The 12283-nt window shown below is 64.0% G+C and carries 13 protein-coding genes; 7 read left to right on the plus strand and 6 right to left on the minus strand.

Annotated features, from left to right (window positions below; genetic code table 11):
- Positions 1 to 79: 79 nt before the first annotated feature.
- The 4 genes from rlmD to PspR32_RS19545 form a co-directional block, all read right to left on the minus strand.
- Positions 80 to 1438: a 23S rRNA (uracil(1939)-C(5))-methyltransferase RlmD gene (rlmD, locus tag PspR32_RS19530; RefSeq protein ID WP_159389044.1), complete on the minus strand. Its 1359-nt coding sequence runs from the start codon at positions 1436 to 1438 to the stop codon at positions 80 to 82.
- Positions 1438 to 2340 (minus strand): cysteine synthase CysM, encoded by a 903-nt coding sequence (cysM, locus tag PspR32_RS19535; RefSeq protein ID WP_026001147.1) that lies wholly within the window; start codon positions 2338 to 2340, stop codon positions 1438 to 1440. Before cysM ends, rlmD begins: the two co-directional genes overlap by 1 nt.
- A gap of 212 nt (positions 2341 to 2552) precedes the next feature.
- On the minus strand, positions 2553 to 3923 hold the full coding sequence (locus PspR32_RS19540) for a sensor histidine kinase (RefSeq protein WP_159389045.1): 1371 nt from the start codon (positions 3921 to 3923) through the stop codon (positions 2553 to 2555).
- Entirely contained in the window at positions 3895 to 4611 is a 717-nt protein-coding gene (locus PspR32_RS19545; RefSeq protein ID WP_036996594.1) for a response regulator transcription factor, read from the minus strand. The genes PspR32_RS19540 and PspR32_RS19545 overlap by 29 nt, the downstream gene beginning before the upstream one ends.
- Before the next feature lie 213 nt (positions 4612 to 4824).
- Here PspR32_RS19545 and PspR32_RS19550 point away from each other — a divergent pair, with 213 nt between their 5' ends.
- The 4 genes from PspR32_RS19550 to PspR32_RS19565 all read left to right on the plus strand — a co-directional run bounded on the left by PspR32_RS19550 (position 4825) and on the right by PspR32_RS19565 (position 9514).
- Positions 4825 to 7578, plus strand: a complete 2754-nt coding sequence (locus PspR32_RS19550; protein WP_026001148.1) for a response regulator — start codon at positions 4825 to 4827, stop codon at positions 7576 to 7578.
- Between the two features lie 76 nt (positions 7579 to 7654).
- A complete protein-coding gene (locus PspR32_RS19555; protein WP_159389046.1) occupies positions 7655 to 8644 on the plus strand; it encodes a 2-hydroxyacid dehydrogenase in 990 nt (329 codons plus the stop codon).
- A 31-nt stretch (positions 8645 to 8675) separates the two neighbouring features.
- Positions 8676 to 9113 (plus strand): hypothetical protein, encoded by a 438-nt coding sequence (locus tag PspR32_RS19560; protein WP_010220375.1) that lies wholly within the window; start codon positions 8676 to 8678, stop codon positions 9111 to 9113.
- Positions 9110 to 9514 (plus strand): META domain-containing protein, encoded by a 405-nt coding sequence (locus tag PspR32_RS19565; RefSeq protein WP_010220376.1) that lies wholly within the window; start codon positions 9110 to 9112, stop codon positions 9512 to 9514. The genes PspR32_RS19560 and PspR32_RS19565 overlap by 4 nt, the downstream gene beginning before the upstream one ends.
- Before the next feature lie 99 nt (positions 9515 to 9613).
- On the opposite strand, the gene PspR32_RS19570 is transcribed toward PspR32_RS19565, so the two are convergent.
- Positions 9614 to 10078, minus strand: a complete 465-nt coding sequence (locus tag PspR32_RS19570; RefSeq protein ID WP_010220377.1) for a TlpA disulfide reductase family protein — start codon at positions 10076 to 10078, stop codon at positions 9614 to 9616.
- An 86-nt stretch (positions 10079 to 10164) separates the two neighbouring features.
- Here PspR32_RS19570 and arsC point away from each other — a divergent pair, with 86 nt between their 5' ends.
- From arsC to PspR32_RS19585, 3 genes are read left to right on the plus strand one after another with little or no spacing between them, the layout of a single operon-like run.
- The gene (gene arsC / locus PspR32_RS19575; protein WP_010220378.1) at positions 10165 to 10518 is read left to right on the plus strand and encodes an arsenate reductase (glutaredoxin); all 354 of its coding nucleotides are present in this window, start codon (positions 10165 to 10167) and stop codon (positions 10516 to 10518) included.
- On the plus strand, positions 10515 to 11120 hold the full coding sequence (wrbA, locus tag PspR32_RS19580; RefSeq protein WP_010220380.1) for an NAD(P)H:quinone oxidoreductase: 606 nt from the start codon (positions 10515 to 10517) through the stop codon (positions 11118 to 11120). The genes arsC and wrbA overlap by 4 nt, the downstream gene beginning before the upstream one ends.
- The gene (locus PspR32_RS19585; RefSeq protein WP_010220381.1) at positions 11113 to 11529 is read left to right on the plus strand and encodes a DUF2069 domain-containing protein; all 417 of its coding nucleotides are present in this window, start codon (positions 11113 to 11115) and stop codon (positions 11527 to 11529) included. Before wrbA ends, PspR32_RS19585 begins: the two co-directional genes overlap by 8 nt.
- 81 nt (positions 11530 to 11610) lie before the next feature.
- Here PspR32_RS19585 and PspR32_RS19590 read toward each other — a convergent pair whose 3' ends face one another.
- A complete protein-coding gene (locus tag PspR32_RS19590; protein WP_159389047.1) occupies positions 11611 to 12282 on the minus strand; it encodes a DNA-3-methyladenine glycosylase I in 672 nt (223 codons plus the stop codon).
- Position 12283 lies beyond the last annotated feature (1 nt).

Consider the following 12283-nt stretch of genomic DNA (forward strand, 5'->3'; position numbering starts at 1 on the left):
AGCGCATTCGCGATGCGCTTGAAATCACTGGTGCTGCCCCTGCCGGACCCAAGGTGCAGCGCCGAACGCGTCAGCCTGGCTAACCCGCTTCGAATAACGCCATGGCTTCGACATGCGCCGTCTGAGGAAACATGTCGAGAATCCCGGCACATTTTAACCGGTAACCCTGCCTGACCAGTTCGACGGTGTCGCGGGCCAGGGTCGCCGGGTTGCACGATACATAAACAAGACGTTTCGCCCCAAGGTCTGCGATTTTTCGCACCACCTCATAAGCGCCGTCGCGCGGTGGGTCCAAGAGTACCGCAGAAAAGCCTCCTGCGGCCCAGCCCGACGCCGCCAAAGGCTGCGATAAATCGGCCTGAAAAAACTGCGTGTTATGCAAATTGTTGCTACGAGCATTGGCTGCCGCCCGCTCGACCATTGCCTGTACCCCTTCCACCGCCACCACTTCCCGCGCCTGCCGGGCCAGCGGCAGAGCGAAGTTGCCCAGCCCACAGAACAGGTCAAGCACGCGTTCATCCGCCTGCGGCGCCAACCAGGCCAGGGCCTGCTCGATCATCGCGGTGTTGACCTGGGCGTTGACCTGGACAAAATCGCCGGGCCGGTAGGCAAGCTCAAGGTTCCAGGGTTCAAGGTAAAAACCAAGACTCTGACCGGCATCCACTGGCGAAGGTTCACCTTCGCCTTGCAACCACAGTTGTACACCCGCCTCGACGCAGAACGCCTGCAGGCGCGCCAAGTCACCCTCGCCCAATGGCCCGGTATGACGCAACAGCAGCGCCAGCGCGGTACCGCTGAACAGCTCGACGTGGCCAACCACCTGCGGCTTGCTCAGGCTACGCAACAGCGTCGGCAGGTGGCGCATGATCGACTGCAAGGGTTGTACCAGCACCGGGCAATCGTCGATGGCGACGATGTCCTGACTGGCTTCGGCGCGAAAACCCACTTCGAGATTTTTCGCCTTGTTGTCCCAACGCACGGCAACCCGCGCCCGACGCCGGTAGCCGAACTCCGGCCCGGTCAGCGGCGCTGCCCAGTGCTCGGGTTGCACGCCCGCGACCCGCTGCAACTGCTCGGCCAGCAGGCGCTGCTTGAGCGCCAGTTGATCGGCATGGGGCAGATGCTGCAGGTTGCAGCCACCACAGCGGTCGAAGTACTTGCACGGGGCCTCGCGGCGCGCCGGGCTGGCAATGAACACCCGCTCCAGACGGGCCTCGACCACCTTGCCGTGGGTATTGAGCACCCGCGCTTCGACCTCTTCCTCGGCCAGGGCGCCACTGACGAACCAGGTGCGGCCGTCGAGAAAGGCAATACCGCGGCCATCACCGGCCAGGCGCTCGATGCTCAGGCGCTGTTTTTTACCGGTAGGGATCTGTGGCGCGCGGGTGCCACCGGCCGGCTGAAAGCGCAGGCCGCTGTTACGTTTGTTCTTGGACATCAGTTCACTGAATCGAAAATGCCGGTCGACAGATAACGGTCGCCACGGTCGCAAATGATCGCCACCATCACGGCGTTTTCCAGCTCGCGGGACAAGCGCAGCATGGCTGCCACTGCACCACCGGAGGACACGCCACAGAAAATGCCCTCTTCTCGGGCCAGCCTGCGGGTGGTTTCTTCGGCTTCGCTCTGGGTCATGTCGACCACGCGGTCAACGCGCTCGGACTGGTAGATTTTCGGCAGGTATTCCTGCGGCCAGCGACGGATGCCTGGGATGGCCGAGCCTTCCATCGGTTGCAGACCGATGATCTGCACCGCCGGGTTCTGCTCCTTGAGGTAGCGCGAGCAGCCCATGATGGTTCCGGTGGTACCCATGGAGCTGATGAAGTGGGTAATGGTGCCCTGGGTCTGGCGCCAGATTTCCGGGCCGGTGCTCACATAGTGAGCTTCAGGGTTGTCGACATTGCCAAACTGATCGAGCACCAGGCCACGGCCTTCCGCCTGCAGACGGTCGGCAAGATCACGGGCGCCTTCCATGCCCTCTTCCTTGCTGACCAGGATCAGCTCGGCGCCATAGGCCGTCATCGCCGCCTTGCGCTCGGCGCTGGAATTGTCGGGCATGATCAGGATCATCTTGTAACCCTTGATCGCCGCCGCCATGGCCAGCGCGATACCGGTGTTGCCCGAGGTCGCTTCGATCAGGGTATCGCCCGGCTTGATCTGCCCACGCAGCTCGGCGCGGGTGATCATCGACAACGCCGGCCGGTCCTTGACCGAGCCTGCCGGGTTGTTGCCTTCGAGCTTGAGCAGGAGGGTATTGCTGGTGTCGCCGGCAATGCGCTGCAGGCGGACCAGAGGCGTGTTGCCGACGCAATCGGCGATGGTTGGGTACTGCAAGGTCATGGCGTATTCGCAATCCAGACTGCGGGGGCGCCTATCATACCGGCAAACGGGATTTGCCCATATCACGCAATGTGTTGGGGTTATAGCTGCAAGCTATAAGCAAGAGTTTACGGCCCTATCACTGGCAAGCCAGCTCCCACAGTGGATTTGCATGCACCTAGTACCTGTGGGAGCCGGACTTGCCGGCGATGGGCCGCGAAGCGGCCCCGGGATCACACCGCCGGCAGTTGCATGTTCAGCCGCAGGCCCTGGCCAGTGTTTTGCGCCCACAATCGCCCGCCCTGGCGGACGATGGCATTGCGGGCAATGCTCAGGCCCAGCCCGAAGCCGCCATCGCCGGGCCGCGAACCGTCCAGGCGGGTAAAGGGCGCGAAAATGCGCTCAAGCTCGCTTTGCGCCACCCCACCGCCCTGGTCTTGCAGCCAGATCAACCAGTGATCGCCCTGACGCCGCCCGTCCAGGCGGATAACGCTCCCGGCGGGGGAATGCCGAATGGCGTTGCGCAAGATGTTCTCCAGCGCCTGGGCCAGGCTGTTGAGGTTACCCTGCACCCAGCACGAGGCCTCCAGCGCACAATGCAGTTGCGCGGCGGGCCAGCCACTTTCATAGCAGGCATCTTCGGCCAGCATGTCCCACAAGGCCTGGACCTGGATGGGCTCCTTGCTCAGCGGCGCACGCTCGGTGTCCAGCCAGGCCAGTTGCAGCGTATCTTCGACCAGCCGCTGCATGCAGTCGATCTCCCGCCCCAGGCGCTCGCGCAGGTGCTGCGCATCGGCTTCGCTGTCACAGGCCACGCGCAAACGGCTCAACGGTGTGCGCAACTCATGGGAGAGGTCACGCAACAGTTGCTGCTGCAGGGCGACCGTGCCCTGCAGGCGCTCGGCCATGTCATCGAAAGCGCGGCCCAGTTCACCCAGCTCGTCCTGCCGGCTGGTGGTGCTGCTGGCCACCCGTGCCGAGAGCTGGTCGGCGCGCCAGGCATTGGCCTGCTCGCGCAACTGGATCAGCGGCACAATCAGCATGCGGTAGAGGCCAACGCACAGCAGCAAGGTGAACAGCCCGGGGATGATGCCGTTGGTGACTACCCGCCACAGCACCCGGTACTGCCCCGGCGCCAGACGTTGCGGCAGTTCCATGACCAGGGTGCCCAGGTGCGGCTGCTCGGTAAACGGCAGGCGCATCCATGGCATGCCGATCGACCGCGGGCTCACCGGCCAGTCGATACCGCGCAGAAAGGTCAGGCGCCGGTTTTCAACCTCGTTGAGCGGCGTGCTGCTCAGGGACTGCAGGTCCGGGCCGATCACCCCGACCCAGCCGGACTCCTTGTCGCGGACTGCCGCCAGCCAGGCGTCGATACCGGCCTGCCCTCCACGCGCCCAGGCCTGCTCGGCTTCACTGGCATAGCCTTGCAACGTGCTTTTGGCCTGGTCCGAGAGGAACGCGTTCTGGGTTTCCATATGCCGGCCCCAGGTCCAGCTCAGGCCGATCATCAGCAGGCAGAAGCCGACCAGCAGGATCGCCAGTTTCCAGAACAATGAATGACGGTTGGGCACTTCAGTGCACCTCTGCGCCACTGAGCACATACCCCTTGCCCCATACCGTCCGCACTTCGCGCTCGAGATAACCGATGGCCTTGAGCTTGCGGCGAATCTGGCTGACATGCATGTCCAGGCTGCGATCATGGCGGGCATAGCCGCGCTGCAACACGTGCTGGTAAAGGAAGGCTTTGCTCAGTACCTCCTCATCGCTGCGGTGCAGGGTATCGAGCAGGCGGTATTCGCTGAGGGTCAGCCCCGCCCATTGCTTGCCGTAACAGACATCACTGGTCGTTTCATCGAAGTGCAATTTCCCGGCCTGTACCTGTGCCGGTTGGTGATGGCGTCGCTCCAGCGCCACGCGGCGCAGGATCGCCTCGATACGTACCTGCAGCTCGACCATGCTGAAGGGTTTGGGCAGGTAATCATCGGCACCGCGCTGGAAGCCGGTGATGCGGTCAGCTTCGGCCCCCAGGGCGGACATCAGGATCACCGGTGTCGAACTGTTCTGCCGCAGCTGCGCCAGCACATCCAGGCCGTTGAGGCCGGGTAGCAGGATGTCCATCAACACCACGTCAAAGCTGCCGCGCTGGGCAACCTGCAGGCCATCGCTGCCATTCTGGCACCAGGTGACCTTGAAGCCGCCGCGCTGCAGCTCCTCACGCAGGTAGGCGCCCAGGACCGGATCGTCCTCGATGGCAAGGATGTTGGACGCGCAAGTAGATACAGGAGTCATTGGCCGATGCTAGCAATTCTCAATTGCGCGATTATTGGGTATTCACTGCGCACAGGCAACCAAGGCTCGGGCAAAGCCTGGCTTATCGCTTGGAATAGACAAAAGCAGATACAAATGAGTGCATTACGCGAGTAGGCGCGGTACTTTTCCGACTTGGTCTGTCAGCAGGAGCTGGCGGGGACTTACAGCGCTTACCGCGCACAGGAGAGTGGCGTGCTGAATAGATTGGGGATCAGAAGCCGCGTGCTGTTGCTCGCCTTGTTGCCGGCCAGCCTGATGGCACTGGTGCTGGGCGGCTATTTCACCTGGTTGCAGCAGAACGAGCTGCAAACCCAACTGCTGCAACGCGGCAAGATGATTGCCGAACAACTGGCACCGCTGGTGGCGCCGGCGCTGGTACGTCACGACCCGGCGCAGCTGGAGCGCATCGCCGCCCAGGCCCTGGAGCAGTCCGATGTACGGGCCGTGGCCTTCCTCGGCCCTGATCGCAACGCCCTGGCCCACGCCGGCCCGAGCATGCTCAACCAGGCGCCCACCGGTGGCGGCACGCAACTGCTGCAACGCACCGGCAATGACGCCACCCGTTATCTGCTGCCGGTGTTCGGCCGTCACCGCGACTTGGCCGGCGAGCTGATTCCTGGCGAAGCCGATCGCCTGCTGGGTTGGGTGGAAATCGAGCTGTCCCACGACGGCACCCTGTTGCGTGGCTACCGCAGCCTGTTCACCAGCCTGCTGCTGATTCTACTGGGCCTGGCCGCCACCGCGCTGCTGGCCTTGCGCATGAGCCGCACCATCAACGGCCCGATCGGCCAGATCAAATATGCCGTCACCCAGCTCAAGGACGGCAACCTGGAAGAACGCCTGCCGCAAATGGGCAGCTACGAGCTGGACGAACTGGCGGCGGGCATCAACCGCATGGCCGAAACCCTGCACAACGCCCATGAAGAACTGCAGCACAGCATCGATCAGGCTACCGAAGACGTTCGCCAGAACCTGGAAACCATCGAGATCCAGAACATCGAGCTGGACATGGCGCGCAAGGAGGCCCTGGAGGCCAGCCGGATCAAGTCCGAGTTCCTGGCCAACATGAGCCACGAAATCCGTACGCCGCTCAACGGCATCCTCGGCTTTACCCACTTGCTGCAAAAAAGCGAACTGACTCCGCGCCAGCTCGACTACCTGGGCACCATCGAAAAGTCCGCCGGCAGCCTCTTGGGCATCATCAACGAGATCCTCGACTTCTCCAAGATCGAGGCCGGCAAGCTGGTGCTCGACAGCATTCCGTTCAACCTGCGCGACCTGATCCAGGACACCCTGACCATCCTCGCCCCGGCCGCCCACGCCAAACAGCTGGAGCTGGTCAGCCTGGTGTATCGCGATACGCCGCTGTCGCTGGTCGGTGACCCGCTACGGCTCAAGCAGATCCTCACCAACCTGGTCAGCAACGCCATCAAGTTCACCCGTGAAGGCACCATCGTCGCCCGGGCCATGCTCGAGGACGAGCGCGAAGACAGCGTGCAGTTGCGCATCAGCGTTCAGGACACCGGTATCGGCCTGTCCAACCAGGACGTGCGAGCGCTGTTCCAGGCCTTTAGCCAGGCTGACAACTCGTTGTCGCGCCAGCCCGGCGGCACCGGCCTGGGCCTGGTGATTTCCAAGCGTCTGATCGAACAGATGGGCGGCGAGATCGGCGTCGACAGCACGCCAGGCGAAGGCTCGCAGTTCTGGATCAGCCTGAGCCTGCCCAAGGCCCGTGACGATGCCGAAGACCTGCCCATGCAACCGCTGGTGGGCCGCCGGGTGGCGATTGTCGACAGCCACGAACTGGCACGCCAGGCCCTGGAGCATCAACTGGAAGACTGCGGCCTGAGCGTCAGCCTGTTCGCTACCGTCGAACAATTGCTGCACGCGGTCGAGGCCGCCACCCTTGCCGGGCAACCCTTCGAGCTGGCGGTGCTCGGGGTCAACCTCGACAGCCTTTCGCCGGAACGCCTCGGCCAGCACATCCAGCAACTGGAGCACCTTGCCTGCCAGGCCCTGGTGCTGTGCCCGACGACCGAGCAGGCGCTCTACCATCCGTACCTGCCCAACCCCCACAGCCAGTTGCAGGCCAAGCCTGCGTGTACACGTAAATTGCGCCGGGCCCTGATGGAGATGGTCCAACCGCGGCGCCCGGGCAGCGAAAGCAAGCCGGTGTCCGACCAGCCGTTGCCGAAAGTGCTGTGCGTCGACGACAACCCGGCCAACCTGCTGCTGGTGCAAACCCTGCTGGAAGACCTCGGTGCCGAAGTGCTGGCGGTCGACAGCGGCTATGCGGCGGTTCAGGCCGTGCAGGACGAGCGTTTCGACCTGGTGCTGATGGATGTGCAGATGCCCGGCATGGACGGGCGCGAATGCACCGAGCAGATCCGCCAGTGGGAAAGCAGCCAGAGCGGCGCACCCTTGCCGATCGTCGCCCTGACCGCCCACGCCATGGCCAACGAAAAACGCGCACTGCTGCACAGTGGCATGGATGACTACCTGACCAAGCCGATCAGCGAACGCCAACTGGCCCAGGTGGTGCTCAAATGGACCGGCCTGACCCTCGGCGCACCGCGCCCGGAACGACTGCTGGAGCGCATCCCCGACAGCAGCGAATTGAAGGTCCTCGACCCCGAGGAGGGCCTGCGCCTGGCGGCGGGCAAACCGGACTTGGCCGCTGACATGCTGGCGATGCTGCTGGCGTCGCTGGAGTCCGACCGCGAAGCGATTCGCACCGCCCGCGAGGCAGCCGACCGCAATGGCATGATCGAGCGCGTGCACCGGCTCAATGGCGCCTCGCGCTACTGCGGCGTGCCACAACTGCGCGCGGCCTGCCAACGCAGTGAAACCTTGCTCAAGCAGGATGACCCACAAGCCCCGCAAGCCCTCGACGAACTGGACCGGGCCATTACCCGGCTCACGGCCCAGGCGCGCATGAGCGCCTGAACCCTGGCTGACCTGGGGCAAGGCTTGATCCTTGCCCCTTGGTTAAACTTTCAGGCAAAGCCTTCAGGAGGATCCCATGCGCGTACTGTTTTTCAGCAGCCAGACCTACGACCAGGACAGCTTCACCAGTGCCGCCCCCGCTCCGGGGCTGGAGCTGCACTTTCAGCCCGCACGCCTTAGCGAAGACACCGCACCGCTGGCCGCCGGCCATGAAGTGGTCTGCGCCTTCATCAACGATGACCTCGGCGCTGCCGTACTGCAACGCCTGGCGGCCGCCGGCACGCGCTTGATCGCTCTGCGTTCGGCCGGCTACAACCATGTCGACCTGGCCGCCGCCAAACGCCTGGGCCTGGCCGTGGTGCGAGTACCGGCCTACTCGCCCCACGCCGTGGCCGAACATGCCGTGGCGTTGATCCTGGCACTCAACCGGCGCCTGCACCGGGCCTACAACCGCACCCGCGAGGGAGACTTCAGCCTGCACGGCCTGACCGGCTTCGACCTGCACGGCAAGACCGTCGGTGTAGTCGGCACCGGGCAGATCGGCGCGGCCTTTGCGCGAATCATGGCCGGCTTCGGTTGCCAACTACTGGCGTACGACCCCTACCCCAACCCCGAGCTGCTGGCCCTCGGCGCACGCTACCTGAGCCTGCCAGAGCTGCTGCGCCAGGCGCAGGTGATCAGCCTGCATTGCCCGCTGACCGACGACACCCGCCACCTGATCAACGCCCAGAGCCTGGCTGACCTTAAGCCTGGCGCCATGCTGATCAACACTGGCCGTGGCGCACTGGTGGACACCCCGGCATTGATCGAGGCGCTGAAAAGCGGCCAGCTCGGCTACCTGGGCCTGGATGTCTATGAAGAGGAAGCCCAGCTGTTCTTCGAAGACCGCTCCGACCTGCCGTTGCAGGACGACGTGCTGGCGCGGCTGCTGACCTTCCCCAATGTCATCGTCACCGCCCACCAGGCCTTCCTCACCCGCGAGGCACTGGCCGCCATTGCCGCCACCACCCTGGACAACATAACCCGCTGGGCGGCAGGCAATCCGCAGAACTTGGTCGAGGGTTGATGCTAGGATACGCGGCAGATTTGGAGGACCCATGGTCGAACACGATTTCCGCTACACCCTGTTTAACCCGCAACACACCCTGATCGAGTGCCGCGCCCTGGTGCCAGGCCGCTATCAAGTGACCGGCAACGGCGGCTCGATCCAGAAGAACGACGTTCTGCTGGTGACCCTCAAGGGCAGCAAGGACTTGTCCATGCGCCTGACCGTGGAGTCCGTGCGTCACCTGATCAACCCCACCGGCCAATGGGTCGCGGTGGCCAGCGGCCCGGTATTCGGCGAACTGGCGATCCACACCTGGGAGGTCAACTGCGACAGCTGCCAGGCGAACCTGAGCTTCGAATTCGCGGTCGATGCCAAACTGGGCAAAAAGGCCCAACAACCGGCCGCCAGCGCGCGCATTGCCGAACTGGGCTGGGTCAGCCGTGGCGACAAGCACCTGTGCCCGAAATGCAAGGAGACGGCCCAGTGAAAACGCTGTTGCTCTCAGCCCTGATCGGCACGGCCCTGCTGGGTTGCGCCGCCGAGCCGATGAAGCTGGAACAGGAACGCAGCTACCTGCTGGAGTGGATTGGCGAACGTCCGCTGATGGACTACAGCCACCTGACCCTGACCCTGGCCGCCGACGGCCGCGCCTATGGCAACGCCGGCTGCAACCACTGGTTCGCGCCGTATCAGCTAGAGGGCGAGAAGTTGACCTTCGGCAAGGTCGGCAGCACCCGCAAGCTCTGCGCGCCGGCACTGATGGAGCAGGAAAAACGCTTCCTCCAGGCGCTGGAGACCGTGCAACGCTGGGACATCTCGCCGATCGAGCAGGTGCGTTTCTGGCCGGCCGAGGGCAAGCCGCTGCGTTTCTGGCCTGAGGAAGGCTGACTTAAGCGGCAAGCCACAAGCTTCAAGCAGCAAGTAAAAGCAGACTGTGCGCGGTCTTGCTCTATCTTGCAGCTTGTCGCTTGTAGCTTGAATCTGCTGTCAAGCGCCCTTGAGCGCCTCGATCTTCTGCTTCAACCCCTCAAGGGTCTGCTCGCCCATCAACTGTTCGCGCACCTTGCCCTTGTCATCGATGATGTAGGTCACCGGCAAGGCTTCGCTAGGCGGCAGCTCGTAACGCTCGGCCGGGTCGCTGGCGAGTACCGTGAAGCCGATGCCCAGCGCCTCGCTGGCCTTCTTCAGGTCTTCACCCTGCAGGCCGTCGAAGTTCACCCCGAGCACCTGCACGCCCTGCCCCTGCCATTGCTTGGCCGCTGCGTTGAGTTCGGGAATTTCCGTACGGCATGGGCCACACCATTCCGCCCAGTAGTTGAGCACCAGCCAGTGCCCTTCAATCTGCTCGGCCTTCACCGCCTGGCCGTGCTGGTCCAGGCCGTAATCCGCACCGCAACCACCGAGCAACAGGCTCGCGGTGATGGCCAGTGCTGCTGCCAAACGCCTTGTCATGGGTCAATCCTTCTCGAAGATTCAAACAAAATGCGAAGTCGCTACGGTTAGAATAGCCGCCACACCCTGCTGGATGCGACCCGAACATGACTGACCTGACCCTCTATCACAATCCGCGCTGCTCCAAATCCCGTGGCGCCCTCGAGCTGCTCGAAGCCCGCGGCCTGGCCCCGACCGTGGTGCGCTACCTGGAAACCCCGCCGACTGCCGTCGAGCTCAAGGCCCTGCTCGGTAAGCTGAACATCAGTGCACGCCAGTTGCTGCGCAGCGGTGAAGACGAATACAAAACGCTCAACCTGGCCGACGCCAGCCTCAGCGAGGCGCAGTTGATCGACGCCATGGCCCAGCACCCCAAGCTGATCGAGCGGCCCATCCTGATTGCCGGCGATAAAGCCGTGATCGGCCGGCCACCGGAGAAGGTGCTGGAGATCCTGCCGTGAGCGCGCCGTACATCCTGATTCTGTTCTACAGTCGCCACGGCTCGACCAGCGAGATGGCCCGGCAGATTGCCCGCGGCGTCGAAATGGCCGGCCTGGAAGCGCGCATCCGCACGGTACCGGCGATTTCCACCGAGTGCGAAGCCGTCGCCCCGGACATCCCGGAAACCGGCGCCCTGTATGCCACCCTGGATGACCTGCGCCATTGCTCGGGCCTGGCCCTGGGCAGCCCGACGCGCTTTGGCAACATGGCTGCGCCGCTCAAGTACTTCATCGACGGTACCAGCAGCCTGTGGCTGAGCGGCGGCCTGGTGGGCAAGCCGGCGGCGGCGTTCACCTCCACCGCCAGCCTGCACGGCGGCCAGGAGTCGACCCTGCTGTCGATGCTGCTGCCACTGATGCACCACGGCATGCTGATCATGGGCCTGCCCTACAGCGAGTCGGCGCTGCTGGAAACCCGCGGCGGCGGCACGCCTTACGGCGCCAGCCACCATGCCGGTGCCGACGGCAAGCGTGACCTGGATGCCGACGAAATCGCCCTGTGCCGCGCTCTTGGCCAACGCCTGGCGAGCACCGCCAAACTGCTGGAGAACGGCCGTGGCTAAAAAGCCCAAGGTGCTGCCCCCAATCGAATGGCTGACACCGCGCCTGCGCCTGACCCGGGCGTTGAGCCTGGCGAGCTTTTTCGGCCTGATCGCCTTGCTGACCCTGAACAACCTGCTGTTCGCCGACCTGCACGGTGCGCGGGTCGGGGTGATCCTGGCAATCGAACTGGTGCCGCTGGCCCTGCTGCTGCCGGGCATGCTGCTGGGCAACGCCCGTGCGCATGCCTGGACCTGCTTTGTGGTCAACCTGTACTTCATCAAAGGTGTACTGGCCGCATTCGACCCGGCCCGGGCGCTGTTTGGCTGGCTGGAAGTGGCGATCAGCCTGGCGCTGTTCGTCAGTGCCCTGCTGTATGTGCGCTGGCGCTTTCAGTATGAGCGGCGGCTGGCGGGGGAAGGTTCGAACTAAGAGTTGAATTCATCGCTGGCAAGCCAGCTCCCACAGGGTTTTGTGGGAGCGGGCTTGCCAGCGATGATGGCACCACCGATCTCAGTGATTGACGGTATGCGCCAGCATCACCGACAGCTGACACAGCGGCCGCCCACTCTCGGCATGCCACTGATTGAAGGCATCCTGCACCAGGGCCAGATCGCGCTGGCTGGTCGGCGGCTTGTCGATGATGTCCTGGGCGATCAACGCCGCAGCCATGTCATTGGTAGGGATGAACGTGTCCTTGCCGCACATGCGCAAAAAACGCGGCGCCGACAGCCCGCCCAACTGGTTGCCATGCTTGGCCAGGTACTTCCACAGGCCGACGATATCGGTCACCGGCCAATCGGCAATGAACCCACCGAAACTGCCGAATTCCTTCTCGACATCGAGGATCATCTGCGCATTGCGCGGCACGCTCTTGAGCTTGCCCAAATGGCGGATGATCCGCGTGTCCTGCATCAGCCGCTCCAGGCGCTCGGCGCCCATCAGCACGACCTTTTGCGGGTCGAACGCGAAGAACACCTGCTCGAAGGCCGGCCATTTGGCGTCCACCAGGCTGTGCTTCAAACCGGCGCGAAACACCCGCAGGGCCAGGGTCGACAGGTAACGGTCGGCGCCGATCGCGCGCAACTGCTCGGGGCTTTTCGCCTGGGGCAGGTGCGCTTCGAGGGCCGCGGCCGAGCCGAAGCGGTTCAGGCAGTACTCATGCAGCCATTGGTAATCACGCATG

Origin of the sequence: Pseudomonas sp. R32 (assembly GCF_009866705.1) — a bacterium.
GTDB classification, from domain to species: Bacteria; Pseudomonadota; Gammaproteobacteria; order Pseudomonadales; family Pseudomonadaceae; genus Aquipseudomonas; species Aquipseudomonas donghuensis.

Bases quoted from the DNA above. Each gene is read 5' to 3' on its own strand.
- rlmD (WP_159389044.1), bottom strand. From the start codon at position 1,438: ATGTCCAAGAACAAACGTAACAGCGGCCTGCGCTTTCAGCCGGCCGGT.
- cysM (WP_026001147.1), bottom strand. From the start codon at position 2,340: ATGACCTTGCAGTACCCAACCATCGCCGATTGCGTCGGCAACACGCCT.
- PspR32_RS19540 (WP_159389045.1), bottom strand. From the start codon at position 3,923: ATGTGCTCAGTGGCGCAGAGGTGCACTGAAGTGCCCAACCGTCATTCA.
- PspR32_RS19545 (WP_036996594.1), bottom strand. From the start codon at position 4,611: ATGACTCCTGTATCTACTTGCGCGTCCAACATCCTTGCCATCGAGGAC.
- PspR32_RS19555 (WP_159389046.1), top strand. From the start codon at position 7,655: ATGCGCGTACTGTTTTTCAGCAGCCAGACCTACGACCAGGACAGCTTC.
- PspR32_RS19560 (WP_010220375.1), top strand. From the start codon at position 8,676: ATGGTCGAACACGATTTCCGCTACACCCTGTTTAACCCGCAACACACC.
- PspR32_RS19570 (WP_010220377.1), bottom strand. From the start codon at position 10,078: ATGACAAGGCGTTTGGCAGCAGCACTGGCCATCACCGCGAGCCTGTTG.
- arsC (WP_010220378.1), top strand. From the start codon at position 10,165: ATGACTGACCTGACCCTCTATCACAATCCGCGCTGCTCCAAATCCCGT.
- PspR32_RS19590 (WP_159389047.1), bottom strand. From the start codon at position 12,282: ATGCGTGATTACCAATGGCTGCATGAGTACTGCCTGAACCGCTTCGGC.